20 protein-coding genes and 1 pseudogene are annotated in these 25568 nt (G+C 54.6%); 6 read left to right on the forward strand and 15 right to left on the reverse strand.

The annotated features are described in order from the left end of the window. Window positions 1-3: 3 nt before the first annotated feature. The gene (locus tag J5278_RS20475; RefSeq protein ID WP_209187034.1) at window positions 4-1647 is read left to right on the forward strand and encodes an IS66 family transposase; all 1644 of its coding nucleotides are present in this window, start codon (window positions 4-6) and stop codon (window positions 1645-1647) included. On the opposite strand, the gene J5278_RS20480 is transcribed toward J5278_RS20475, so the two are convergent. The 7 genes from J5278_RS20480 to J5278_RS20510 all read right to left on the reverse strand — a co-directional run bounded on the left by J5278_RS20480 (window position 1616) and on the right by J5278_RS20510 (window position 7009). Further along, window positions 1616-1861 (reverse strand): DUF6429 family protein, encoded by a 246-nt coding sequence (locus tag J5278_RS20480; protein ID WP_142832635.1) that lies wholly within the window; start codon window positions 1859-1861, stop codon window positions 1616-1618. The two genes, J5278_RS20475 and J5278_RS20480, sit on opposite strands and share 32 nt — an antisense overlap. Window positions 1862-1935: 74 nt before the next feature. Continuing rightward, window positions 1936-2103: a hypothetical protein gene (locus tag J5278_RS20485; protein ID WP_374109218.1), complete on the reverse strand. Its 168-nt coding sequence runs from the start codon at window positions 2101-2103 to the stop codon at window positions 1936-1938. 26 nt (window positions 2104-2129) lie between these two features. Next, the gene (locus tag J5278_RS20490; protein ID WP_257623485.1) at window positions 2130-4145 is read right to left on the reverse strand and encodes a hypothetical protein; all 2016 of its coding nucleotides are present in this window, start codon (window positions 4143-4145) and stop codon (window positions 2130-2132) included. 2 nt (window positions 4146-4147) lie between these two features. Then, window positions 4148-4636: a hypothetical protein gene (locus tag J5278_RS20495; protein ID WP_257623459.1), complete on the reverse strand. Its 489-nt coding sequence runs from the start codon at window positions 4634-4636 to the stop codon at window positions 4148-4150. Beyond that, window positions 4629-5540, reverse strand: coding sequence for a hypothetical protein (locus J5278_RS20500; protein ID WP_219259173.1), 912 nt, complete (start codon window positions 5538-5540; stop codon window positions 4629-4631). Before J5278_RS20500 ends, J5278_RS20495 begins: the two co-directional genes overlap by 8 nt. 383 nt (window positions 5541-5923) lie before the next feature. Beyond that, window positions 5924-6391, reverse strand: coding sequence for a GIY-YIG nuclease family protein (locus tag J5278_RS20505; RefSeq protein ID WP_219258943.1), 468 nt, complete (start codon window positions 6389-6391; stop codon window positions 5924-5926). Window positions 6392-6535: 144 nt separating this feature from the next. Next, a complete protein-coding gene (locus tag J5278_RS20510; RefSeq protein WP_219258945.1) occupies window positions 6536-7009 on the reverse strand; it encodes a hypothetical protein in 474 nt (157 codons plus the stop codon). Window positions 7010-7446: 437 nt separating this feature from the next. On the opposite strand from J5278_RS20510, the pseudogene J5278_RS20515 reads away from it, so the two are divergent. The 4 genes and pseudogenes from J5278_RS20515 to J5278_RS20530 form a co-directional block, all read left to right on the forward strand. Then, window positions 7447-7629, forward strand: a pseudogene (locus J5278_RS20515) (IS3 family transposase); the annotation flags it as partial. Window positions 7630-7770: 141 nt separating this feature from the next. Next, window positions 7771-9045, forward strand: coding sequence for a metallophosphoesterase (locus J5278_RS20520; protein WP_219258947.1), 1275 nt, complete (start codon window positions 7771-7773; stop codon window positions 9043-9045). A gap of 279 nt (window positions 9046-9324) precedes the next feature. Continuing rightward, window positions 9325-11145 carry a hypothetical protein gene (locus J5278_RS20525; protein WP_219258949.1) on the forward strand — a complete coding sequence of 607 codons (1821 nt, stop codon included), beginning with the start codon at window positions 9325-9327 and terminating at the stop codon, window positions 11143-11145. Beyond that, window positions 11138-12166: a hypothetical protein gene (locus J5278_RS20530; protein WP_219258951.1), complete on the forward strand. Its 1029-nt coding sequence runs from the start codon at window positions 11138-11140 to the stop codon at window positions 12164-12166. The genes J5278_RS20525 and J5278_RS20530 overlap by 8 nt, the downstream gene beginning before the upstream one ends. Here J5278_RS20530 and J5278_RS31655 read toward each other — a convergent pair. The 4 genes from J5278_RS31655 to thyX all read right to left on the reverse strand — a co-directional run bounded on the left by J5278_RS31655 (window position 12149) and on the right by thyX (window position 17059). Next, the gene (locus J5278_RS31655; RefSeq protein WP_374109205.1) at window positions 12149-12568 is read right to left on the reverse strand and encodes a transposase; all 420 of its coding nucleotides are present in this window, start codon (window positions 12566-12568) and stop codon (window positions 12149-12151) included. The genes J5278_RS20530 and J5278_RS31655 overlap by 18 nt on opposite strands. A gap of 138 nt (window positions 12569-12706) precedes the next feature. Continuing rightward, window positions 12707-14938 carry a hypothetical protein gene (locus J5278_RS20540; protein ID WP_219258955.1) on the reverse strand — a complete coding sequence of 744 codons (2232 nt, stop codon included), beginning with the start codon at window positions 14936-14938 and terminating at the stop codon, window positions 12707-12709. Beyond that, window positions 14938-16065, reverse strand: a complete 1128-nt coding sequence (locus J5278_RS20545; protein WP_257623460.1) for a hypothetical protein — start codon at window positions 16063-16065, stop codon at window positions 14938-14940. The genes J5278_RS20540 and J5278_RS20545 overlap by 1 nt, the downstream gene beginning before the upstream one ends. Window positions 16066-16120: 55 nt before the next feature. Next, complete coding sequence (thyX, locus tag J5278_RS20550) at window positions 16121-17059, reverse strand: FAD-dependent thymidylate synthase (protein WP_219258959.1); 939 nt, start codon at window positions 17057-17059, stop codon at window positions 16121-16123. A 301-nt stretch (window positions 17060-17360) separates the two neighbouring features. Here thyX and J5278_RS31660 point away from each other — a divergent pair, with 301 nt between their 5' ends. Continuing rightward, window positions 17361-17645 (forward strand): poly-gamma-glutamate hydrolase family protein, encoded by a 285-nt coding sequence (locus J5278_RS31660; RefSeq protein WP_219258961.1) that lies wholly within the window; start codon window positions 17361-17363, stop codon window positions 17643-17645. 15 nt (window positions 17646-17660) lie between these two features. On the opposite strand, the gene J5278_RS20560 is transcribed toward J5278_RS31660, so the two are convergent. The 4 genes from J5278_RS20560 to J5278_RS20575 all read right to left on the reverse strand — a co-directional run bounded on the left by J5278_RS20560 (window position 17661) and on the right by J5278_RS20575 (window position 25483). Then, complete coding sequence (locus tag J5278_RS20560; protein ID WP_219258963.1) at window positions 17661-18968, reverse strand: hypothetical protein; 1308 nt, start codon at window positions 18966-18968, stop codon at window positions 17661-17663. A gap of 63 nt (window positions 18969-19031) precedes the next feature. Beyond that, entirely contained in the window at window positions 19032-19880 is an 849-nt protein-coding gene (locus J5278_RS20565; protein ID WP_219258965.1) for an HNH endonuclease, read from the reverse strand. Further along, window positions 19880-21415: an AAA family ATPase gene (locus J5278_RS20570; RefSeq protein ID WP_219258966.1), complete on the reverse strand. Its 1536-nt coding sequence runs from the start codon at window positions 21413-21415 to the stop codon at window positions 19880-19882. Before J5278_RS20570 ends, J5278_RS20565 begins: the two co-directional genes overlap by 1 nt. Before the next feature lie 231 nt (window positions 21416-21646). Then, a complete protein-coding gene (locus tag J5278_RS20575; protein ID WP_219258968.1) occupies window positions 21647-25483 on the reverse strand; it encodes a hypothetical protein in 3837 nt (1278 codons plus the stop codon). Between the last annotated feature and the right edge of the window lie 85 nt (window positions 25484-25568).

Below are 25568 nucleotides of genomic sequence, written 5' to 3' on the forward strand. Positions count from 1 at the left end.
GGCATGTCGTTACCACCGCTTTCCTTTCCTGACGATCTTGCCAGCGCCCACGCCGCGCTGCTGATAGAACGCGAGGCACGGTTGCGGGCCGAGGCGGAAGCCACCAGCGCCAAGGCAAAACTTTCCAGCATCGAGGCGCTCAACGCCCATCTGCAATTGCTGATCGCCAAGCTGGAACGCGACAAACACGGTCCAAGCCGGGAGCGCACCCAGCGGCTGATCGACCAGATGGAATTGCAACTCGAGGAGCTGGTTGCCGATGCCACCGAGGACGAGCTCGCTTCACAAGTGTCTGCCGCCAAAACCCAAGTCGTGCGTGCCTTCACCCGCAAGCGGCCAGTGCGCAAGCCTTGGCCAGAGACTATCGAGCGCGAGCGCGTCGTCATCGACGCGCCCAGTGCCTGCGATCACTGCGGCAGCGAACGCCTGTCGAAGCTCGGTGAGGACACCACCGAGACGCTGGAGGAGATCCCGCGCCGCTTCAAGGTCGTCGAGACCGTGCGGGAGAAGTTCACGTGCCGGGACTGCGGCTGCATCAGCCAATCGCCCGCACCCTTCCATGCAACGCCACGTGGCTTTCTCGGCCCCAAGCTACTCGCCACCATCGTCTTCGACAAATTCTCTGAGCATCAGCCGCTCAACCGCCAGAGCCGTCGCTTTCGCAGTGAAGGGATCGATCTGTCCACCCAGACGCTTGCCGACCAGGTTGGCTACGTCAGCGCCGCCGTCACACCGCTGTTCGATCTCATTGAGACCCATGTGTTTGCGGCCGAGCGGTTGCACGGCGACGACACCACCATCCCGATCCTCGCCAAGGGCCAATGCACGACGGGGCGCATATGGACCTACGTTTGCGACGACAGGCCGTTTGGTGGGCTATCACCGCCGGCGGCCGTCTTCTACGCCTCCAGTGATAGGCGGGGTGAGCATCCGCAACGACACCTGGCCGAGTTCACCGGTATCCTGCAGGCTGATTGCTACAATGGCTTCAATCCGCTCTTCGATCGGACCAAGAAACAGATCCCGGTGACGCCGGCCTTCTGTTTTGCCCACGCGCGCCGAAAGTTCTTCGAGTTGGCAGATGTCTCGCGAAGTGCCCGGCGGGGCAAAGGGGCAAAGCCTGTCTCTGCGACGGCGTTGGAGGCGGTCAAGCGTATCGATGCGCTGTTTGACATCGAGCGCGACATTAACGGCCAGAGCGCCGGTGAGCGACTTGCCGTGCGCCAGGAAATGAGCAAACCGCTGCTCGAAGAGCTGGAGACCTGGTTGCGGCAGGAGCGCGAAGGTTTGTCGCGATCCTCACCGGTGCTTGAGCCGATCAACTACATGCTGTCGCGCTGGCAGGACTTTGCCAGATACGCCGATGACGGCAGGATCTGCATGACGAACAACGCGGCGGAAAGAGCTCTGCGCGGCGTGGCTTGCGGAAGGAAAAACTGGAACTTCGCCGGGTCCGATCGCGGCGCAGACCGGGCTGCCATCATGCTGACCCTTATCACCACGGCCCGTCTCAACGATATCGATCCGAAGGCCTGGCTGGCGGACGTGCTGGCTCGCATCGCCGATCTGCCCGTCTCCCGCCTGCACGAATTGTTGCCATGGGAATGGAAGAGGATCAAGGCGGCGGAGATTGCGGTTGCTGCGTAAATAACTGCCGGAAAAGCTCTTCCGATCGGCGTAGACCCTCATCCGTCAGCACCAGCGACTTCGACTTGTTCACCGGATCGCCAATCAAGCCTTTCTGATGCAACCGATCCGTCGTAGCCCAGTCAAAACCCTTCCAGGCGCAACGCTCGTTGTGAAGCGTCAGCCATAGCAGCGCCAGCACAGCATCGTCGATTTTGCCTTCGTCGATCTCCATCCCGCCAATTTACCACGCGCAAAAGCAAAAATCCTGCGGTTCACCTCGGATGGATACGATCGAACTGGTCGGCATCAGTCTTCGCGGACTTGCGCCCCGAAGGCGGCCTGCTTGAAGGCCGCGACCAGCTTCTCAAGCCGCTCGATCCGCTCATCCTTGCGGACGATCTTGACCTTGACTGAAGCCGTCTCAGTATCCCCTTCGGAGCAATTGTTGCCGGTAGAGTTCTGGTCTGCCTGCATAGTCTGAAGGTTATGAGAGGTGACTATCAAAGCTTCTGAAGAATGTAGCCGGCAAAAATTTCTTCATGGCATTTCATCGAGCTTGTGATTTGGCGAAGGCTTTCCAAATCCTCGCTGGTTGAGAATACTACCTGCTGCCCTCGATCGCGCGCCTTCGATGCCCGTCTGAGCAAGCTTTCAAAGCTAACCTTGGACGAAGATTGCTGGCGAGGCTCATCGAATATCAGTAACTCCGGATGATTAGTCCGGAAACTCGACGCAAGTTCGAGCAGACTTAGCTGATACGCCCATTTCAAACGGATCGCGTCGCTTGCCGACGTCTCAAACCCGATCTCGAAGCCTTCTTTCTCGGGTCTGTAGCTGTCGTTGGAAATCTCCAGTTCGCTCGCCGAAAAGGTGCTGAATCCGAATTCGGCGGCTTGCGACTGGAGCAGCGTTGTCAGGCGAGTAAGTTTGGATTGGTCGGTGGCTGAAAGCTTGTCCTTTGGAAGCGTTGCTTGCTCGAGCAGTAGGGAGGCATAATCCTTTTGAATCAATGCCAATCTATCGATAGCGTCTTCGAAGACTCCTTGGAGTGCCTCCAGATCGCGAACCTTCGCTTCAGCTCGGATACGATCTTCGATAGCCGCGGCCGACGGATTTGAACCAGGAGCAACAAGCTCCGAACGAAGTGATCTAATCTGCGCGTAGAGATCAGCGAGTTCGCGATTGATAGCGTTGAGCTGATCGGCTCTGCTCTCATCGTCACCGGACTCGCGCCCCAGTATGTCCTCGAACATTTTCTTTTGCGAACGAATGTACTCAATATTGTCGGCAATCGGCATGACGGCAGACAGCGCGTCTTGGGAAAGCAGCGTGTCAATCAAGGCCTGCTCACAGGTTGGGCAACGATCCGGTGTGAGGATAGCCGAGACACCGGAGTATCGTTGTAACTTCTGTACGTCCAGGTTTTTTGCAAGATCGTCAGCGAGCGTATCGATCCGTCTTTGCAACGAGAGCATGTCTGCCGACTTCAGCTGTCTGATGCCATGAATCCGGATCCTCTCGGCGTTGAGGCGGTCGACTTCTTCGATTCGTTGGTGCAAGCGACGGGAGACCTCAGTCGACTGTTCACTAACCTCTGGAACGGATGCGGCGCTTAATTCAGCTGCTATCGCACGATAGCGTGCTACCATCGCCGACATGGGGGCCCAGTTGACGCCTTCAGCCATTTCCAAGTAAGCGCGATCGAGAATTCCAACGTCCGCTTGAGGTTTATCCAAAAGCGCAACGACCCTGCCCCCGTTGCGGGACGCGAACCGACTTATTTCCTCATGCACCGCTGACCACTCTTTGGCATTCGCCGCAATCCGCTCCGATAGTCGCTCGCGCTGCATCTCCAGCTTATGGACATCCAGATCGAGAAGAAACTCAACCGCCCTCTTGTGAACTTCACGGATCCGCATGTAGGTCGGTATTGCAGCCGGGATCGCTGACCAGCCGTATTTCTGTTCCACCCAGAAAAGGGGGAATACCGTCTCAAGATACAGCTTGGTCTCCGGAGAGTCGTAGCGGCGTACTTGCGGCAGCTCCCACCCCAGAAACTGCTCCAGAAAGAAATGGAATCCATCTTCGCGTTGGGCTGCGCCGCTATCAAGGACGAAGAAGTTTTGAGTTCGGAGCGGTTTGGAGCCATCTGTAAGAGCGGCCCCGAAATCGACAGTGATCAATCTACTGTCCGTGGGCGCCTTAACAGCCCTATGAACTGTTATGATCTGCCCTTGGCCATTGGCGATTTCTAGCGACACTCGCGACTCGACTACGTCGACACGCTGCCCGTCGTCACGATTCAAATAGGACGTCATTGCGTGCGGCAAAGGAATCTCTCTGCGCGGGCTCAACATCTTCTCCAAGCCAAGCGCGTACAGCATGCCCTGCATGCAGGTCGATTTTCCCTTGGTGTTATCAGCCCACAGCACCGTCAGACCTTCGCCGAAACTGACGTCTGCGCCATAGGTTCCATCAGACGTCACGGCTCGCAGGCGAAGGTGTCTAAACCTCATAGTCAAATCAGGTCCTCCAACCGCCACACGCGCTTCATAAGAATATCGGTCATCCGCGGCGCGACATCACGTAAAAATCTGAGTTCCTCCTCAAGCAAATCGCCCGCTTTGGCGATCGCCTCCGCTGTAATCTTGCCGCTATCCGTCAAAGTAACCGAAACTCCACGTTCAATGTTCACCAGCTTTAGGCCATAGGCCAGAGACACTGCGCGATTGAGAGATGGTTCGACCCGAACCGATACATCGGAGGGTCGATATTGCCCTGAAAGCAGACCTCGAACCTCCTCTCTTCCTTCCGGCAGACGAACCGAGTGGGCGAGAAACTGCAGCTTTTGAAAGTTTGATTTCTTGCCCTTGCTGTAGAGTAGTGCAAGCAAGAGAAGCGCGAGGCCCCATGACATTCTCAAATCAGCTGGCACGGGATCTGGTCTCGGCGTATAAGTAAATGTGCCGCTAAGAACCGCGTTTCGGAAAGGCGATTTGCTAGACATTTGGGAAATCCAATGGGCAACGCATAATCCACTCCGAGATTGCGCCGTACGCGATCTGCTCGGCGTTTTCATCGGAAAGGTTTGGGGCGGCTAATAGGACAGCTGAGATCAGTGAGTCCAGTTCAGCATGCAAAATGCCGCTTGCACTTTGCCCACCCAGCGGACCAGCGAACTGGATACGTCGAGCTCGACTCTTAATGGCCACGGTAACTTTCTCATGAAGGTCCGGTGACCCGTTGCGCAGTGCATCGAGCAAAGCATTCCCTTGCAGGAATGCTGATGTCGCATCGGCAACTGCGTCGCCAACATTCTCGGGAGATGTGCGCTTTGAAAGCTTATGATGGGCGTTAGCCAGCAAATTGGATGATCCCACAGTCCAAGCTGCCACCTCTTCAGTTGAAGGTGCAGGGACAGACAGCTTCACACTCGAAATCGATGTGAGGCCGCTTGCGATCACCGCAGATGGAAAGAGAGTCATGTCATGAATGGCAACTTCAAACGCGTCGTCTAAAACGCTGCATTGCTTTTCACGCATATCCTTTGTCTTTTTAGAGCAATGGAGGTTGACTTCCTTGCTATCATGCAGCGGTGCAAGAAGGATCCAGTGTTTAATTTTGATTTCGTTGAATAGCTTTTTTATCTCAAGCTCGTTCGCGACGATCTTGGCCAAATCTCGGGTGATTTTCGTTTTTTGCCTATCAGCTCGGGTCGAGATGTCTATTGGCTCTTCCACCGCGTAGCACTGATATGCGACGGCCTCCTTTGTGCAGTAGAAATCGATCCCGAAGTCGCCTTGATGAGCGGCTGGAATTTTGTGCACGTTTAAAGCGCCATGCCGATGCTGAAGCAGATTGAGAGAAAATAATTCCCAGTCGTCAGGGTTCCAGACCTGAACCGCGCTCATTGCCAACGATGAAATCCCCCACGATTAATTTGGCCATCCTTACACCCGAGGGCACCACAATCAATTGGTTATTACAGTGTCAGGAAGTACAACCTTTTCCCGAGACGATAATCCGCATTACGAACTTTTGGGCCGCTCGGATGCCGCAAGCATCTTCTAGCACACCAGCGGAGAAATCGTGACCAATCCGTCGCCTTGAAGGGATTTGAACTTACAACCCCATTATCTAAACTCTAAGCCTCTGAAATTACGTATTTCCTGACTGTAGCGTGTTCCTTATTCGAAAAACCGAATAACGCTTGCAACTGCCTCCGGGCAAAAACTAGGGTACTCTCTCATACGCTTGGACAGCGTGGCGGAAGTGACCGTTCGTGATTGAAAGCCTAGCGCCGCGGCTTTTGGTTCACTGATTCCTGCTTCTGAAATCTTGGTAGCGACAACTTCTGGCTTGCTTGTTCGATCAGAAATTCCGCCATACCCTCGCCATTGAACCAGTAAATGAAATCCACGGAGTTTCTGTCCGGGCTATCATCGCTAAACGCCGTGAAGCCCTCCAGCAGCAAATCCAAGGCATCGTTGTCGCCTGTAAAATCGAACCATTCTCCTGAGTACCAATAGCTTGCGAAGCCGGTATGTAGGCACCGTTCGTGATGCGACATCCCCCAGAACGGTTTTTGCCCTACTAACATCATGTCGGGTAGCCAAGTCTTTGCCGCCTTGAGTCGATTTGTATCCCGCTTGGATTTTCCAATCTTGTACTTGCCGTGGTTCTCGACGATGTAGATATATCCAGGGTCCACTCGGCTGATCTGCCAAACTGGCATTATCGTGCCGGCATCTTTGAAAATCATTTTATGGCTCCCATTCGAGCGGACGGCCCATTTCTGAATATCGGCAGGAACCGACGTTCGAATTATGGATGGAGGGCGTCATAAATCCAGCCCGATACAAAACTATTGCGCTTATCGGGGCGCGTGGAAGCGTCTCATTGAGTTTCAGAGCGCAATCTCAAGTTGCTCTAACTGATCTCGCCACCAATAGATTGCCTCCCGTAGTAGTTGATGACCATCCATATCTAGCGTGTCATGAAAAAGACCGTTCTCATCTACTTCGACACCGAATTGATAGGCCTTCAGGAGATTGTTTCGCTCATCTTCGATGAAGTCCCAAAATATCCAGTTATGCATTCTTTCAACTTTCCACTTCGCCCACATGTCATTGATTGCGAGTTTGTGTAATGTCGAGGCCTCGACGTCGACCTTAGCTAAGACGTGTCCGATTACACGGAGCAACGTGACCTGGCTGAGCCACATCATCCTCCATTCTGGGTGTTCGTCATCACACTCTTGATGGCAAAACGAAAAATATATACCTAAAACCTCCCAATATGGCTCCCACGCAGCGAGTGTTGTTTTCGCTGCTTTCTTTACGAATAGATCATCCCGACCATTCGCAATATGCCTTTTCATAATTTATCTCCAACGATCATGTTTCGAAAATCACCAGCCTAGCCAACGACTCATAGCAGGTTGTAGACCGTCGAGACGGCCGGCAACAATGCCTCCGTGGCGGATCTACCGTTGGAAGTTGGATGGAACCTACACCCGCCGAGCCGTGAAATTGGCCTGAACCGCACTAGAGTTTTAAAATCCATTTGCCGGAACTAGGCGCTGTCTTGCTGCCTACTTCCGACAGTGACCAAGCCGATATTTATGGTACCAATTCTTGACCTGTTCCTCCGTGTGAGTTGTTCCACCCTCGGTTTCCGGCAGCGATAGACCAACTGCTCGAATTGACGGTTATAATTGGCTTATTGGAAAAGAAGGGCGAGTTCGTAGGGTTCTTCACCGACGCCGCAATCGAACTATGAGGCAACGATTTCGAGCGATGGAAGCCTCGAGGGCCGTTGAAGGCGCTGGCACATCAGAGCCGTCGCTTCGGATATCGACGCCTTCATGTGCTGCTCAGGCGCGAGGGTCACCTTGTGAACCACAAGCGGCTTTTCCAGCTCTACCGGGAGAAGAAGCTGACAGGGCACAAACGTGTTGGCCGGAAGCGAGCGATGGGCACAAGCGCGCAGGTGCTGATTCAGCTTTGGCGCTCTCAAATTTCTGGTCGCCACATGTCCACGAATGTGCCGAACTCTCCACAGTATTTTTCTACTGGCGCTCGACTCTGCGTTGCACTTAATCCAAGCGACCGCTAATAGGATTAGGGGAAGAGGGACAAAGTGTTAGCTAAGATACGGTTGCTGCAAATAGGTGATATACATCTCGTCTCGAACGCGAGCAGCGAAGCCTTTGTTGACGACAAAGACACGACATTTCCTTTAAACTTGAAAAATATTATCTCGCGTAACCCCTTAAAGACGGTCTTCCGCAGGATTTATGAAATCATCGAAAATGATGATATCGATTGCGTCTTGATCATGGGCGACCTGACGGACTACGGCAAGCTGGACGGGTATGCTGCCTGCGCGAAATATCTCGCAAGCGCCCTGCAGATCGGAAGCAAGGGGATCCACCACAACCTTCCTGTCGGTATCGTTCCGGGAAATCATGACATTGATCGCGGTCTTGCAAAGGATCCTGGTAGCAACACCAAATTTGCTCCCCTTCTCCAAGCTCTCGCTGAAGCTGGACTACCGCCCTTGCCGGTCGCCAAACCCATCCTGGTGACAGTTCCCAAAGGACCGTCCCGCGTGGAACTCTTTTTGCTTAACAGCTGCTGGGGATGTGGCGAGGAAGCATTTATACCGCCAGAGTTCCGAACCCAGATCGCAGCAGCTATCGATGCCGTCATCACCGGACCTGACGCCGACGGTGCCATCAAGGCTTACTATGACCGTCAATTGGATACCCCCGCGATTGCCGAAGATAGTATCGCAGCTGTCGTTCAAGCGCTCGAAGGGACGCCTGGATCGGCCATCGCGGTACTCGTGGCGCATCACAACCTTCTGCCGCAGCGAAGGACCCGGCTGGCGCCCTACACAGAACTGGTCAATGGTGGTGCCTTGCGCGGGGCACTCGGTGAACTCGGGCGACCGGTGATTTATCTCCATGGACACATCCATGAAGATCCCGTCGAAGTCGTGCAACTCCCGAACGGTGCACCACTGGTATCCATCAGCGCCCCAGACATCCCCAAGGGATTCAACCTGGTCGACATTCTTTTTGGCGAAAACTCGTCGCCGCTTGCCTGCCACGTGACGCCGTTTCGGATGGACAAATCCGGTCTCCTAAAGCGCGAAGCGGCGATTCCGATCTCGTTGAACAATGGTCGTCGTCGTAGCTCGGACCGCAGCACTGGGTTTGTGTACGCAAAGATCGTTGAGGCCGGCCAGATCTATTGGCCTGAACTCAAGGCACTGGTGAATAATGCATCACAAAATCTGCCCGATGAGCGATTGACCACGATTGTTGAAGAGCTTTTTGCCGAAAAAAGCATTGACATCGACAACTATGATCTCGAGCAGAGGAACTGGATACTGAGAGGGGAAATCTGAGTGGTTGTTTTAAATCCCTTCCGTCCGACACGGTGGGAGCATGATAGCTCCGGTTCGCCTTTGATCTGGTTTACGCCGATAGCGGAACATCTATCTGCGGACAAATCGGTATACGTTTATGGAAGTCGCGGTAGTGGCAAGACAACCCTGCTAAGGAGCATATGCTGGGAAGACCTGCTCAATAATCCGTCTCTGCAGATCCAAAAAAATATTTCAGACTTCAACCATATTGGAATCTATATACGGCTGCCTGACCATGTCTCGGGATCAATGGGATACATGGGCTGGAATGAAATCTTTCCGGGATCACCCAACCCAGATTATGAATTCTTCCGTTTCTACTCACTTGCTCTGGAGCTGATCGCTGCCGAAAAGGCGCTATCGGCGACGCATCAGTTGCGCCTTGAGGGGGTGATGTCACTCTCAGCCGGGGACGAGCTTTCGCTCGTCACCAATACCTGTGACGAGTTCCCGCAACTGCTGACCTTCACGGAAAGACCACCAAGAACCTTCCTAGATCTCGCAAGGACGCTCCGGACCCTTGTAAGGAGGATGAACGAGGCTTGCGGCCGCGGCCAGGTACCCGGCCTTTTGCCGATGTTGCCGGCTCGAGAGCCTTACGAGTTGCTGGCATTTGTAATCGAACAGCTTTCCAGGGCGGTCGAACACGCGAAAAGTCCAGGCGGCACAAAACTTGGGTTCAAGTTCTGCCTTGACGACTGTGAAGTGATGAGCCCTCTTCAGCGGAAATCCGTCAACACGCTGGTTCGCAAAAGCCGGTTTCCGATTTCATGGGTCGTCTGTTCGGTGGGTGAAGCGATCGAAGCCGGCGACACGTTTATTGACGAACAACCTCTCACCGATGCGGATCGGCGCGTCCTTTCCCTGGACGATCGAAGAAGTCCGGAATTCCTTGCACTATGCGAAGCGGTTGCCAGTCTGAGGGTCTATTTCTCGATCAAGGAGGACCGGAGGCCACAAATCTCCGGATCCGAAGTCGCAAACTATTTCTCTCTCAAAAATCGCCTCGGGACCGTCGTGGTCAATGACATGATCGACACGATGATCAAGCGCTCCACAGCCCCACTGGCAGTGCAGATCAAGAAAGCTGCCGACTACCTCGACGGTCTGGGTTTGAGCCATTATGGACTCGGAAAGACCGCAAATTCCGCGCCTCCGTATTACCAGGCCTACGTCCTTCTGCATTGGACCGGCTCAAAGGAAAACTTCACGGCAATTCCGACCCTGGATGATTACTCGAGGCTAGAGAAGAACGCCAGGATGCTGAAATCGAGGAGCCAGCAAGCTTGGTTGCGCCGTAAGAACGTTGGAGCGATGCTTCATCTGGCGAACCGCCTTGGCTACCGAAAACTGCCCCTCTCGGGAGTGAGCATCGTCACCGCATTGGCAGACGGCTCGATCCGAGACTTTCTCGAGATCATGGCGGAGATTTTTGATCGCTTCACGCGGCAGACAAAGGCCCGATCGCCCGAGGATATTCTGGAGAGATTTGTACGATCTGGCGGCAAGATCGCAAACCAGCTCCAGACCGATGCAATCTATGCGTCAAGCGACGCGTTCTATGACGGGATCGGGATATTAACGGATTCAAATGCGGAAGCAGTCCTCAGGTTTGTCAATGCGCTTGGCCGGCTAACACACTATCTTCAGGCGGATTTTGAAGACGCGTCCGCGCTTGCAACCTCGGAACGAGGGCTGTTCTTCGTGGAGCAGGCGCGCACATATGCGGCAAACGCCGCTCAGATCGAGGCAGTCAATCAGATTATCCACCGCGCTGAACTCGCGGGATATCTTCGTGCAACGACGTCCAAGCGCACAGTGGATGAAGAGGAAGAGGAGGCGCCAAAGATCACGGGCTTCCGCCTGCACCGGCGTTTCGCGCCTCGATTTATGTTCTCATACCGGGGTGCCTATGAGCCTGTCAGGCTCACGGAGGACGTCCTCTTCCAGGTATGTGTCGGAGCGCTCGACACCAAAGCCGACGAGTGGGCCCGGCAATATGCACGAAAAGTCGGCTCGTCTGAAGCTCTGCAGCTTTCGCTTAATCTTCGTCCCGAGGTGATCAGCTTCGATGATTAGTGATGTTCCAATCGGTACGCTCAGTATTTCGGAGCAGATTCTCAAGGATCAAACCCCGCTTCGCGATCGTTACGATCTGGTGCTGGCGGCCGTGAGTTGGGAAAGTCGCTGCCATGGTTGCGCAGAACTACTGGCGGGTCGAGCCGACCAGACGTTGATCATACATTTCGCGTCATCCGATGCTGAGATGGAAAAGCGCAAGAAACAACATCGCGAGGCAATTGAAGTACATCTGTCCGATGCCAAGTTTCTCGACCTTCACCGCTCCTCGCAATTCACTGAAAACGCTAAGGCGCTTGAGGCGGAGATCACGAAAATCGCTCGCACCAAGGGGCGGGCCTTGCGGGTCTTGATGGACATGACCTGCATTCCAAAGAGGTATTTGCTATTTCTGATGGGCCTCGGATTTCGACGCGAGATGTTTTCCTCGATCGACATCGTTTATTCAGAGGCTGAAAAATATGAAATTGAGATTGCTACTACCGATCTATCTGGGCAGCAGAGTTCCCTGATCTCCGAGGGTGAATGGACATCTGCACAGATCCCCTATCTGGAAGCGGACAATTATGTCCCGACGAAACGCGATCTTTATATTTCCGTAGGCGCAGAACTCACACAGGCGAGCCCGATCGTCGATCGCTTCGAACCCAACAAGCTCGTGTTGTTCCACATCACGGAAGGTCAACGCCGGCTGCCGTCTTCTGTGATTGATCGCGAAAAGCCTGCCTTGGACCAGCTCAGTGCAGTTTCAGGCGTTCGACAGGAATATTTTGGCCTCCATGAGATTGCGGCGGTTGCCACAAGCGTACTGAAGAGCCGCACCGGAAGCACAACCTGTTTTGCAATTGGGCCAAAGACCCATGCTGTAGCATTCTGCCTGGCGGCTCTTGCAGATGACCAAATCCAGGTTGTTTGCAGGACGCCGTCAGCCTATGTGGTCAACGAAGTGAAAGCGTCGGGAACAACATACTTCTACCGAATTCACGATCGATTTGATCCTTGCTCATTTTGGGACGAATGATGACGGCGCTTGCTTAGGATTCCCACGCCGGAATGCGATGTGAATTGGCCGCAGGCGAGGACGACCTATGAATGCTCGAGAAAGTAAATGGACATGGCTGAACTCGCAAGAGCAGATGATCTCAGGACGGCTGGCCTTTTTGATCGGCGACTCCGATACCGGTGGATCGACGATCACCGCTGCAAACTCGGGAGCAGGTAGAACCAGCTTACCCTGTCGCGCCGTGGTCCGCCAGGTGCAGAGGCGGTTCGACTTCAAACCGTGTCGCGCTGCGGCCTCATTCACCATGGCACTTGGCCGAAGGCTTTCTGGAACGATCTGCGCCTTCAACTTGTCCCGCCAGTGCCGGTGAAGCTCGCGTCCAGGCTTCCTAATCGTGAGAATCTCCAATGTACTCTCCATGGAGAAACTCCCGTAGCTCGCCCTTGGACATGCGATCCCAAATCAGAGGGCGACGACAACCTGGGGGCGGAACAGCGGTTACGGTAAATTCTCTACGAGCCTCGTTTGAAATGAAATCCGCTCCGCCTGACGTGTATGTCACGCGGGTACATCTGTTTCAAAACCCGCCGTTTCGGCATAAGGCTCGTCCTTGAGGACATAGGGCAGGACTGCGGCCAGAAGCTTCGGCAACTTGTTCTTGGGAAATGAGACGATTCGCTCGAGGTCGACCGCTGCTAACGTCATCTGACGGGTCGCTAGTGCGACGACAAACTCCAAGACGGCCTCGCCTTGGTTTTCGGCATGCCGCTCCAACATTTTTAACACCAGGTGGCCAATCTTGGCGCTGTGATTTGCTGTGGTCGTGTGGGCGTAGCTCAGCTCATGCGGAAACGCTGCGCGAAGGAGCGAAGCCTGGATGATACCATCATTGAAGCGCGTAAAATTCTCGCTTGATAGTATCGTCAGATGAAATGGGGATTGCGCGAGATCGGGCGAACTTTTCGCCTTCGATGGCTTCCGCCGACTCTCCAGGATGCTGGCGATCGTCGCGAAAACATCTCCTTGCTTGATAGTCTTTGTATCATAAGCGCTATCCCAAAACGCGAAGCTAGGCCTCAGCTCGAGGGGAAGCTCTGCCGTGTTGTTCAGAAAAAAGTCATTCTCTAGAATATCGCGCAAAAGAATACGTATTCTGCGCTCGATGAAGCTGACGACTTTGCTCGTTTTGTAGCGCGCCGGGAGATCTGCTTTGACCTTCCTCCAGAACGTCAGCTCCTTCTGCCAAGATGAAAATTGATTCTCATGGGGCAGCGTCATCGCGTCAACGACGCAAAAGATATGCTTGTGTTCTCTGTTATTGTGTTCGAGATCTTTCAGCAAAGTCCCTTGGTACTCAGCCAGGTTATGCTTGTTGACGCCTGCAAAATAGGTACGAGGGAGGTTTTTAAAGGGTGTTCGGAGGTCACGAGATGCATCCTGGAAGGACTGCCCTGAACCGATCGTGGCAGCGACGATCACAACGCCTCTACGGTCTTTTGTCGCAACGCCGACTGACGAGCTCGAAAGTATCTCCGGCCTCGGGAGGCCGAGAGCTTCTATCTCATCCGCAACAATTGCTGCAAGTTGCTCGCTGTCCTTGCCTTCCGTAGGAAGTATGTGTGACGTCGAGGCGGGTATGTTTCGCTGCACCATTTTGCGGATAGCTGCGCGATTGTTTGCAGCGAGCAAAGTGTGCTGCAAGTCTACAAACAGGCCGTGACCCGGACGCTCTCGGTGAAGCCGAAGGCTGAAAGCCTTGTGGGCGCGATACTTCTGCATAATCGCTCTGAGGGCTGGCGAGGCCGCGGTCTCGACAATGGTGTAAGGCAGCACAACCGCGGCATCCGCGAGAAATTGATCTCCAACGAAGGTAATCAGTCGCGACCCATCCCGGCACCATGGGCACTGGGTGGCATCGAAGGTCTCGAGCATGAGGGGCTCGAGCCCGCGGATCGTCTCGCGGGCATCGAAAACGACGGTTCCGGATGGCTGTTTCGATGTCGAAAAGAGTGTAATGATGCGGTCTTCCGGCAATCGCGTTTTGCTGGCCACGATCTCTGGAAGGGAACCGCTTGCCGTAGCGGAAATCAGGACCAGCTCTTTCGAGGGATCTTGAACTTGGAGCCGATCGACCCCTTCATAGGAAAGGAAGCTCTGTATCTGAATGCAAGTGATCTTTTTGGTGAGACGGCCCTTCAATGCATATGCCGCGTACACCAGCGCAGCTATCGAGGAGGAATCAATCCAGACTTTTTCGTCTGCTTCACCGAGATAGGGCAGGAGGACCAGGGCTAGAAAACCTATTTCTTCGCCTTGGATCAGCGCGTTCGCCGTTCGGAAGAAGGCACGAGAATGTTTTCGCTTCGGGTGCACGAAGTGATGCCCAGGGGGTGCTTCGAGAACAGCCTCGCGTGACTTAACGAGGTGGAGCGTGCCGGCGCGGACAATGGCGGTAAAATCCTCACTGCCGAGTGTCAGCTCGCCTTGGAGGACGTCGGAAACGACGACCCTCCCCCGTTCGTCAAACGTTGCAAGGATAATCGCTGTGTCACTGGGAAGTCTTAAAAGAGCTTCAGAGCCCATCATGCCCGTCAAGGCGCTCTTCATTTCTTGCGCGGCATCCGCGGGCACAATGACGATGAGCGCTTCAGGATAAGGATTGCCGCTGATCAAGTCCTGATCAACAATCTCCATGAAGTCGTGCTGCACGAAGTCGGTAAGCGTTGTCATGAGCACCAGACAATCGGCGTGCTCCTCGCGTGTCCAATGAAAGTGATAAAAAGCGCTCATTAGTTGCCGAGCCCAACTGGTATGAGGATTGTGAAGACAGCCCCTTCAACGCGCGCATGACGTTTCGGAGACCCGCCACCGATGTCCGTGAACCGCAGATCGTCAGCTGTGACGCGGGGATCTTTGATACCTGGCGGGAACCACTTACACAGCGATAGACGACCGGTTCTGAGCCGCATGAAACCGCCAGAAGATTTCAGGGCATGCATTACGCGCGGTAGGCCCCACCCATGCGCTGGGTTAGAGACCGAGGTGTAGGTCTTCAGGAAGCACTTCTGCACGAGCTCATACTCGCGCTCTATCGGCAAGTCGGCCGGGACGAGGGAGCGCAGTGTTCGTGCGGCTAGGCCTGGCCCACTGTCGAACACTGAAACTTCGAGGAATTCGACCCGCGGCCGAGCCGCCTCACGCTCCATGCTTTCGATATACTCCTTGAGAACCGGCAATCCGGCTGCAAAGGAATCGTGCGGAATATCGACCGGCCTCAGAGCGAACACGATTCCACGAGCGGAGCGGCGATAGAGCGCGCCCTCTAGATCCGTTCTCGCATGGAGATGAGTGTTTGAGAAAAGCTCTCTGAAGAGGCTGGCAAGCAGGCCGACATCGACATCTTCAATTCTAAGCCTGTTCCTCTGTATGAGACGGTCTAGCGCCTGCCGTACGAGACCGGTAAAATCACCCAGAACTTCCCCGGTCCTCGCATGATAAAGAAAGGGGTTCGGCCCGGCACGCTCAAGATGATCTATAGAGACAAGAGGAAGGGACTGACCGTGGATTATTTCGTCAAATCTTCCAGTGTAGAGTTCGTTCAGCCGATTGGCCACGCGGCGAAGCATACTGGCGCTCACGTCTCTGGCGCCGTCGCGGCCAATGATGCGATCCGCAAATGATGCCGCTATGAGACCATAGGTTCTGTCGAGCAGTGTTTTCGCGGCAAGCTCAGGTTCAACATCGTTGTTGAGATAGAGTGTTGCCTCTGGTTCATTTCTACGTGACCAGGTGATGGCCAGTTGTGCGCCGCTCACCGAACCACCGGCTCGCGCCTCGAACGCCCATTTGTTTGGGACGGTCAAACCACTCTTGCGCTCGTTTACGAGGTTGAGCGCTGACTCCACCTTGTCGTACATAGCGGTTTGAGCAAGACGATCACGAGCTTCTGGACCTGATGCCATGGCGGGAAAACTACCGTTTTGCCAAGATCGACATGAATTCATCCCATTCTCGCTTCGACATCGCGGTATCGGAGTGCTCGACTTTCTCGCCGGACAGCATCCGTCGCAACGCTTTTACGCCTTCGCCCGAGAACGTCGCCGCGTCCAGACGGTGTTCGCGAAACGCTTCGTAAGTCAGGGGTACCCACTTTTTAAGAACATCCAAGATAACGTCAGCGTAGACTCTAATCTCATACTGAGCGTGCGCGTCAGCGCGAAGCCTCAGAAAGTTCATGAGATTGTGAAGATCTGTCTTCCAGTACCACTGGGTGTAAAAATTAAGCGAGAGGTTCATGCGCGCCAGTTCGCGTGCGAGGCCCTGCCTATTCTCGTCAATTGGCTTCCCGGTTTCGTCATGGTTCAACATGTCCAGGTAGTGATCGTATGACCGCTGTGAATCCTCTTTCAGCAATTCGAGTATACGCTCAGCTTCAGCCGGGCCTACGACGTTCCCGCGACCTTGCCTGTTCTGGATCGATTGCGCCGCCAGTTGTTCCGGAGCTGGGATGTAAAATTCCCGGTCAAGTATCGAGTAGCGTGCAGAGTATTCATTGACATTCGCCATCCTGTGGCGGATCCACTGTCTTGCGACGAAGATCGGCATTTTGACGTGAAGCTTGATTTCGGCCATCTCAAAAGGCGTCGTATGCCAATGACGCAACAGATAATTGATGAGACCTCGGTCTTCGCTGACCTGTCGAGTACCCCGGCCATATGACACACGCGCCGCTTGAACCACAGCGGAATCATCACCCATATAGTCGACGACCCGAACGAAGCCATGATCAAGTACAGGCATCGCTTCGTAAAGTATTTCTTCCAGGCCAGGGGAAACAATCCTGCGGGTCGGTGCGGAAGCCTCACGCGATTGTTGAATCTGGAGCTTTTGTTCGTTTGACAGTACGCTCATGGATTATCCTCGCATGCTCCTTTATTGAGAAAATATCTCGTTTCGTAACAACTCTGGACCTTAGCCGCTTTTAAAGGACCCGTGCAAATAAATGATTGACGGGCAGGACATTGGAGCCGCGTATTCTGCTTCTGTTGGACGCTCTAACGAAGAGGGATCGAGGGCTTTCTTGCCATGGGTAGCGCAAGCGCTGTTCTGTTATCTCGTTGAACGATGGTATGAAAGGTCACGACTTCGGCTGCTTAAGGTATGACGATTTCAGCTGCGCGATCCGGTCGTCAAACGCCCGGCTAGCGTTTGCGTGATCGCGCCGCACGGCGGGAAAGTCGAGCGAGGGACCTCCGAGCTTGCATTGGCTGTTGCAGGCACCAGATTGAGCTACTATCTGTTCGAAGACTTGAAGCCCAAGGGCAATCGCGATCTTCATGTGACATCATCAAGCTTCAATGAAACGCAAGCGTTAGCGGTCGTGGAAAGCAGTAACACTTGTCGCCAGATATCGCCCCCTGTGGCGATTCCCGTTTGTTCGGCCCGGCCGCCGCGGCCGGGATGGGTGGCATTCTCGACGCGGTTCTTGATAGGATAATAACTCGTTTCCACATCAGCTTTTAATACGCCCGGCTGAGCTGCTTTCACTGCCTCGTTTGCGGATGGCAATCTGCATACCCTCCGGCAGACCCATCCGGACGAAATCCCGAATAGTCTCTTCGTCCATCATCTGCAGGCCGTGCGATTCCAGGCTTCCTTCCGCGACTACGGGAATTTTCGAACTCGCCCGAAGAAAGGTGTCAATGCTGTTCTTGACGAGCCATCGTGGCGAAACGCACTCCATGCCAACACGGCCAAGCATATCTTGCGAGATCCACATGCAGCCGGCATTCGACCCGAAGGAAATCAAAAGCGGATGGCTAGGCTCTTGAGGATCGAACCGTCCCTCGAAGCCAAGTTCCGCAACGATTTCCTCGAGACCGACCATATCTACGACAATCGCGATCGAAATTATCCCACGCAGCATTGCCCAGAGATGCTCCGGATTTACGATCGATGCCGTGGGTGGCAGATAGGGCATCCAACTGAGGCGCTCGAGCGGGTCATTCCAAATGAACACCCACGGCGCGCGGGCATCACGAAATTGGGCAACCGGATCAGGCACCTTGGTGTCGGACCTCACCACATAGTATGTGAGCCCGTTTTCGGGGCTCACCGACGCGAAGCCCGTTCTCAATGCGGCATCGATGCATTCGTTCAGTTGCGATGAATAGCTGACCTCAGGATCTGTTAACGCCTCCCGGCGCAGATCTGGATTTCCCCACAACTGGCTCGATGCATCGGTTTCATAAAAATTCCGCAGGATATCAAGGCTATCCTTCTGCTTGCGCGCACGTGGATTGCGCGACGGTGCTGCCTTCACCTCCATGAGGTAGGGATCACTCGCCCCCATAAGGCAGATATCGCCGTGACGGATAGTGTTGGTAAGGTCGGTCAGGATCGCCGGCACGTTATGATCAAGAGCGCTGAACAGAAGCCCTAGTTCGTGCTGCAAGCCATCCTTGCCGCTGAGAAAACCCGCATCGGCTTTCGGTCGCTTCTGACCGGTCCGATAATAGGTGTCCTTCAGCGCGAACTTGTCGAGATAGGTAAGGGCGACCGCATCTCCGAATGACCTCCATATGTAGGCGGAAAACCGATGCCCCTGGATCCGCCTCGGCAGGAAGCTGCGACGTCTCTCGTCAATCGTGGCGGAGTTTGTTTCCGCCTTGAGTGCCCGGATCGCGCGCTCTGTACGAATGATCTCGCGCGCCAAATGGATCTGCAGTTCCCGCAAAGCCTTGAGGTCATCAAGGTTCTTGCGGATCTTTGCGAAAAGTGCGTGCGCCTGGAAGAAAGACTTCTTGCGATAGCCGATCATAAGGAAAGCCTCTGGAGGAATGCCGCCTGCTCCCTCGTCGTCAGATGGGGACCGGTGCCCAAACTAGTCTTCAGGTTCGTCAATCTGTTCGAAGCCTCCCTCACAGAAAGCGTCGCTGCACCAAAGCGCCCGGTACAAGGCTGTTTGCCAGCTGTTTCGATTACGCTGGAGACGACTGCGCGCCTCGCGTTCCATCTCGTCCCGCAATCCTTCGGTTCCGTCGGCGTCAAAAATCTCTTGGAACGCCAACTTTCGCTCGACCAACTCAACTGCGGCGTGATCGCCATACAGCTTCGCAAGGCCCAGTTTGCGAAAGTGCCGCCTTGCTCTCCCAAAGATCTCGACGTCAATTCCTTCGGGCTCTCGAACGGAATATGTTACAGTGATACCTTGCCCAATATTGAGCGACGCCTTGATGAGACGATGCTGGCTCCAATTGTCGAAATACGGATGGAAAAGCCGCTGATCGGCCGATTGCGCGCGGTACGTGCCCTTCTCGTGGTTGCAATCGAAACAGCATGGAACGAGGTTTGCCGGAAAAACCGACAATTCTGGATAGTCGGCTTTAGAAAGGTAATGATCGAGCGTCTTGACATCGCGTTGCGCGCAAAGCGGGCAGCGACCATACCGTGCCAGACCCTTTAGCCGAAGATACGTGTCGCGCTCCCCGCCCTTCACCAGAACTCGAGCATAAACGCCGCTGAGTTCAGAAGCGTCGATGTCATCGGGATCCTGAGGATCGAACGTATGAAGCGAATTCTGTTGAGCGTGTTCGAGGTAGAGGGCTGCCCGGGCCTCGACCCAGGGGCGCTGTGCAAGCAGGACATCCCTTTTAGCGACGGGTCGCGCGCGTGTGGCGCATGCCGAAAAGACCGTGCCGGCATCATCTTCGGGGAGAGCTATACTCAGCATTAGCGACCTGTCCGCAGCATCGAACGTGCAAGTGCCCTGCCCTCTGCTCCGACCCTGTTACCGAAGATTTCGAGGACATCATCGATGTTTCGCGACTCCGAGACGGCGTTCGCGATCAGATTGTGGTGGCCACTTTCAGTGACTTGCACCCTAAAAATCTCGCGGGTGAGGGCACCAAGGTTTTCGGCAAACGTCTCGATCTCCGGGCGCTCGATCTGAACCTCCCCTCCAGGGCGAAACATCAAAGAGATACAACTAGCGGGGACTTCTTGAGCCACGACGGGCGAATGCGTAGCAAGGATTGCAACACCGTTTCGCTTGGTCAGGAGATCTGAGAGAGCTCGCACGAACGCCATCACCAAAGGCGGGTGAAGGTGTGCCTCCGGCTCGTCGATGAGAACCAGGGTTCGTTCGCTTACAAGTTCAGAGAGTTGCGTCAACGTCAGAAGCACAACCTTATGGCCGGAACTGGCGCTTTCAAACAGCTCTCCAGCCCTTCCCTCAATCTCGTTTGCCGGGAGATTGGGCAAGTCGGAAAGTCTGAGGGCCGCAAACAGGGGATCTGCTTCGAGCAGTCGCATTGCGGCCTGCCAACGCGGTCGGCTCGCACTGCGCAGGCATCGCAACGTGCTCTCTACGAAATCCTTCTGGAGATCTGCCTCATTCTTATTGCCAGTCGCCCGTTCATCACCCTTGCGAATGCGCTTCTTGAGGCCGACATAGGTGTACTCAATGCCACTTCTTGTACCGGCCTTCATGCTGCGCAATGGCCCTGCGGCTGAGCGAGGCGGGGGATCGAAGCTGTCGAACGCGCTGAACGCCACCGTGATAAGGTTGGCGAACTGATCTTTTGCCTTGGTTTCGTCGTCATCATGAAAACGCAGACGGCCGAGACGCTTGTCGCGACCGTTGCGTAGCAAGGAACTCAAAGATGTTAGCAGTCTTGTTTTCCCGACGCCGTTTCGGCCGATTACGACATGGATATTGGATGGCGGCCGGCTGTTTGGAGTGACCTCGAAAAGAATCTCCTCTTCGACATCAGGAAACTCGTAGGTGAAGTTGAAGGAGGTTAGGACGGCATCGTGATGAAGGATAGAAACGAGCTTGCCGAAGCGTGCGTCTCCGACGCTCCGCATCAACGAGATGGTGTACGCATCCTCCCGCTCGACTTCCTCACGTTTAACCTGGTTCCAAATTACGTCCCGAAGTGCATTCAAGATCTCGAACCGGATCTCGTCTTCAAGCTCGAGGAGGTTCTCGTAGTAGTCCTGGCCCTGACCGAGAGCAGCGAACTCGGGAGCTAGAGTTTCGAAAGTCTCTTCGATGGGCGTATAGCCACCGGTCATTCCGGCTTGCATGATCTTCACTTCACCAACGTCCAGTCGCTCACCCTCCGCATCAAAGTAGATAAGTGAGAATGTGGTCTTGAACCCATAGTCGTCCCAATTGTCGCGGATGAGAAAAGCTTCATTCTCGCCGGTGACACTCTGGTATCGTCGGGCACGATCGGCATAGGGTACGACTGTAAAACGCATTGCTTTTCCGGCTTCTCGCAAATCAGTTTGTCAATCGTAGATTGCAGCCGTCGGCGGTAGTTGACAAGTGTTTTCGGACCTATGTTGCCCCCAGATGGGGCAAAGCTTTTGGCGATCCTTGCCAGGCTCTCAAGTGGCAGCCATATGTACTTCCCGTCTCCGAAGAAATCAGGCTGATCATGCCGCAGCGCATTGAAGCATGACTTCAACGTCGATGAACCCAGCGCGAAATTACCGTCCTTCATACTCCTTTTCCCGCTCGATCCGGCTTTCCAGCTGCTGAACCTGGTCTTTCGCCCACGTCGCCAGCGTCGGAATTTTGTGCTTCGACCATTCCTTAAGCGGCTTAAGGTAAACTTCGAGCAACGGTACGACAGACCCGGACCACGATTTTGGGCGGATGCGGTTACCCAACGCCTTGCGGAATTCCTTTGTCATACCGTATCGGCTGGCCAACTCCTCGAATGCGGGGTGCCAAGCGGAATGAGCGGGATCATCCGAAAGTGTCGGATAGAATTCGACCAGGAACGCTGCACGATCAGGAGACTGGTCTGCCCATGCAAACAGGACGTCACTTTCAATGCCGAACAGCGGCCCCGCCTCGGTGTGACCGGATTTGTCGAAGCGATCGGCGTTTGGACCGATCATGTCGTCGAGCCTGTTGAGTTCGATCGGGGTGGCGACGTCAAAAAACCGCTCGATGTATGCCCAGAGCACTTCAGGTTGGTCATCGCGCAGCATCTTGATGAGATCGCGCATCGCGGACTTGAGGGAGGAGATGATTTCCCAGTCATCGGTCTGCGCCAACCGTAGGACTTGCTGTGCCATGCCATTGCCGAACTCTTCGTCTATACCGACAACGTTGCGGACTTGCACGAGCAAGGTCTCAAAGAGGTGCTCATCCCTCCCGCGATTTCTACTACCGCCGATCAGTTCTGGATTGACGAGGAGCATCTTCACCTTCTCGGCGAACTCAGAGGAGATCGGCTTGCCGTGCCGGTACATCGTCGCGATTTCCAAGGCTGCCCAGGCGCCATCGGTCCCATGGTCGATTAGCTCGTCCAAAAGTCGCGATACATTTTCTGCCGGTAGTTCGTCGAGACCGCGTCCATAGGACAGAAAGACGCATTCCGCCGGCTTGATCCTTTCAGCATGCAACTCCGCCACGATTCTCTCAATACGCGATCCGTCGATCGAAAGTGCAGAGTAAAGATCGATAAGTGGAAGGATGTGAAGAGCTTCTACGGCCTTCTGGAGTGATGCGTCAGCAAGTGCGTGGTCTACGAAATCGATCCCACGCAGAATTCCGCGCAACATTCGCATGCCCATTCCACTTTGGCCAACAAGTGCGAGTGCCGTATCGAAAACCTGTTCAGGGTGTCTTACACGCTGCCCAAGCCGCTCGGCGAAAGGTCCAACGGTCTTGAGATCGAGAGGCATCATTCTTCGGATCGCCAGCAGTGCCAGGTCATCGTCTTCTGAGATTTTATCAGCAAGGTCGAGAGCAGCGCGTTCGGAGTAACCGAAGTCGTTATCGCTTTGCCTATATACAGCGTCTGGATCGCGAATGTCCGATGACCAAAACCGCGTGAAAACGATCGCCTTATCGATCATATCGCTCGGGAACAGAGAATCATAAAGACCGCGTACGTATTGTCGAACGTCCTGCGGTGCCTCTTTGCGGTCGAAATAGAGCCAGTCGCCAACTGCCTCGATCGCCTCCGGCCAGCCGCCCTTTTCCTCAGCAATTTCTATCAGCGCCTGAGCATGTTCCTTGTAAAGCCTTGTACTCAACAAGCGCCGCGTCGCGCGAACAAGGATCGCCTCGCATCGGTCGGCGAATTGCGGATGATCTCTTCGCGCTGCCAGAAGGCGACTTAAGCCCTCCTTGTGAAAAGCGTCGACTTCGTCCCACGTTGATGGCGACCAGTCTTGTAAAGGCTCGCCAGAACCTATCTCGTTAGTTGCGCCAAACCTAGAATAGTGGCTCAGAAAAACGCTTTCGAGTGCTTCGACACAAAGCGCCATGGTCGCCTCATCGCCAGTCTCCAAGCCCTCGTCGAGGATCACAAATCGAGGGCCTGGGGGCACTTCTGTTCCGCTAAGGTAGAGCTGATAGAGCTGCTTGAACATGCCGGTCGCATTGTTCGCCCAATCCTCATTCTCAGCTGCGGCAAGTTTCATGAGCAGTCGTGACGCGATGTTGAACGATTTGGATCGAAACATAAGCTTTGCCGCAGCCTCGACCAGCGAGCGGCGAGCCTCGCGAGCCTCGCGAGCCAAGTTGAAATCTTCAGCAGAAAGAGGAAGAACGAAAATGTTGAGAAGCTGTGCGACCCGGTCTGGAACGATATGGACGAGAGCGTCGAGCATTGCCGACCCACGCGCTGTCATCACGGCCTCCGTCGTCGAGAGATGTCCGGCAATGACCGCACCGGCCGCCTCTTGGATAAGTGGCGACGTGTCCATATACCGCCATCGGCGAAGCAGGGAGAGCGCCAGTTCATCCGGTGCACTTTTTATAAACCGGTTAAGTAGCGAGGGTCTCACCAGTTTCAGCCGCCGCTTTGCCAGATGCTCTGCAATCGGCTGCGGCTGCGCTGAAAACTGTTCTGCGTAACGGCCTACCAGGTCATGGGTCTGCGCTTTCGTGAGATGCTCATACATCTCATCGCCAGTCATTCGACCGAGCTGCGATGCAACAAGATCAAGTGGGTTTCCGTCGCCCTCTATTGCAACGCGATCAAACATCGCCAGACACTCCAGTGCCCTGACTTCCTCTTCCCCTTTGATCTTTGATCCTGTCAGGACACGATCGACAATGTCATCGAGGGTTTCGAAAGGTATGTTCGCGATATTGGGGGTTGTCGCCGCCAAAACCGCGAACTTTGGGTAACCTCCGCAAAAGTCACGGAGCCGCGAAATGGAGCTTTCATCAATACCAGGGTTCCTTTCACGAATGATCGACGCGATCAAAGCGCCCTCACTTGGGGTAACAGATATATGAAGGACCGACTTGTCGAGAACTCGATCGTCGGTGTCTATCGTGATGACACGAAGGAGACTGCCCGCGGCCGCCGCGACCCTCGCAAGATCGATGGCGACATCTCTTGGACATTCGTCCACGATGAGGAGTGTATCGCGTTTGCCTGCAGCGAACTCCGATGCGGCTTGTAGCAAAGTGGCCGAAACAGTTCGATAGTCGACAAAGACTGCACTGTTGCTGACGATCTCCGCCAAGATCGAAGTTGAAGTGCGAAGCGCCTCATAGACGAAACGACTTTTTCCGAGCCCGGAGGCACCGGTGACACGGACCGAGCGCCCGGCGATCGAGACATGATCAATAATTTTTGCCCAGGCACCCCTTGCAGTCGTAGTATTTTCCGAGCCCGAAAGATTGCGTTCAAGCGAGGGGCCGATGATGTATCGGCTGTCCTCGTCGAGAGAATAAGGTTGACTGACAAAATCAGGACGCCTACCCCAAGCTCCGACTGTCCCAAAACCGGCGAGCGCGCGTTGATGAGCTATCTCGCCAATCCAAAGAGCCACAGACGGATGGCGCGTTGCCCACTCAGCAATTTCGTTGCTCCCGTACAGTTTGATTGAGCCGACGCCCGCAGGATCGGCGTCAGCCTCCTTTATTCCGTCCTTTATCGCTTGGACGTAGTCGTCGATCTTGGGCCCCGTGAGCGCTTCGGTTGTGAAGCCAATGTAGTGACCCCCGACCGCCAATATTGACTTTAGTGCCGGCGTCAACTCTCGGATCTTGTTCTTACCTTGTGTCGACTTGGTCCAGACCTCTTTCTTCCAGCCCGCCTTTCGCAGATTGCTTGCCTTGCACTGAAAGAAATTGTCACGACCAGGAAGATAATCCGTAGAGGCGACGCCGTCCCTCCAGACGATCCTGCCATCCTCCCCGCCATCGGCGATCGTAATTTGCAGAGGGACGTTTATGTTCCCTAGCGCCACATTGGCCGATTGCGCCTCAGCGTGAAGGAGGCGCTTAAGAAGTTGAACGAGCTCTAAGCTACTTAATGCCTCAATCTGAGACGGATCAATGTCGAACATGGTCACTCAACGATAATGTCGTCTTGCCCATGCTTCAAAAAATGATGAGCTCTTCCAAGCCACCGATCCTAGAATTCAATTCAAC

The organism is Rhizobium sp. B21/90, assembly GCF_019355815.1.
In the GTDB taxonomy this organism is placed as follows: domain Bacteria; phylum Pseudomonadota; class Alphaproteobacteria; order Rhizobiales; family Rhizobiaceae; genus Rhizobium; species Rhizobium rhododendri.

Coding starts and splice junctions, on each gene's coding strand:
- J5278_RS20560 (WP_219258963.1), bottom strand. CDS start 18,968: ATGATCGGCTATCGCAAGAAGTCTTTCTTCCAGGCGCACGCACTTTTC.
- J5278_RS20510 (WP_219258945.1), bottom strand. CDS start 7,009: ATGAAAAGGCATATTGCGAATGGTCGGGATGATCTATTCGTAAAGAAA.
- J5278_RS20570 (WP_219258966.1), bottom strand. CDS start 21,415: ATGCGTTTTACAGTCGTACCCTATGCCGATCGTGCCCGACGATACCAG.
- J5278_RS20490 (WP_257623485.1), bottom strand. CDS start 4,145: ATGAGGTTTAGACACCTTCGCCTGCGAGCCGTGACGTCTGATGGAACC.
- J5278_RS20530 (WP_219258951.1), top strand. CDS start 11,138: ATGATTAGTGATGTTCCAATCGGTACGCTCAGTATTTCGGAGCAGATT.
- J5278_RS20485 (WP_374109218.1), bottom strand. CDS start 2,103: ATGCAGGCAGACCAGAACTCTACCGGCAACAATTGCTCCGAAGGGGAT.
- J5278_RS31655 (WP_374109205.1), bottom strand. CDS start 12,568: ATGGAGAGTACATTGGAGATTCTCACGATTAGGAAGCCTGGACGCGAG.
- J5278_RS20500 (WP_219259173.1), bottom strand. CDS start 5,540: ATGAGCGCGGTTCAGGTCTGGAACCCTGACGACTGGGAATTATTTTCT.
- J5278_RS20495 (WP_257623459.1), bottom strand. CDS start 4,636: ATGTCTAGCAAATCGCCTTTCCGAAACGCGGTTCTTAGCGGCACATTT.
- J5278_RS20525 (WP_219258949.1), top strand. CDS start 9,325: ATGGGCTGGAATGAAATCTTTCCGGGATCACCCAACCCAGATTATGAA.
- J5278_RS20475 (WP_209187034.1), top strand. CDS start 4: ATGTCGTTACCACCGCTTTCCTTTCCTGACGATCTTGCCAGCGCCCAC.
- J5278_RS20540 (WP_219258955.1), bottom strand. CDS start 14,938: ATGAGCGCTTTTTATCACTTTCATTGGACACGCGAGGAGCACGCCGAT.
- J5278_RS20545 (WP_257623460.1), bottom strand. CDS start 16,065: ATGTACGACAAGGTGGAGTCAGCGCTCAACCTCGTAAACGAGCGCAAG.
- thyX (WP_219258959.1), bottom strand. CDS start 17,059: ATGAGCGTACTGTCAAACGAACAAAAGCTCCAGATTCAACAATCGCGT.
- J5278_RS20480 (WP_142832635.1), bottom strand. CDS start 1,861: ATGGAGATCGACGAAGGCAAAATCGACGATGCTGTGCTGGCGCTGCTA.
- J5278_RS20575 (WP_219258968.1), bottom strand. CDS start 25,483: ATGTTCGACATTGATCCGTCTCAGATTGAGGCATTAAGTAGCTTAGAG.
- J5278_RS20505 (WP_219258943.1), bottom strand. CDS start 6,391: ATGATTTTCAAAGATGCCGGCACGATAATGCCAGTTTGGCAGATCAGC.
- J5278_RS20565 (WP_219258965.1), bottom strand. CDS start 19,880: ATGCTGAGTATAGCTCTCCCCGAAGATGATGCCGGCACGGTCTTTTCG.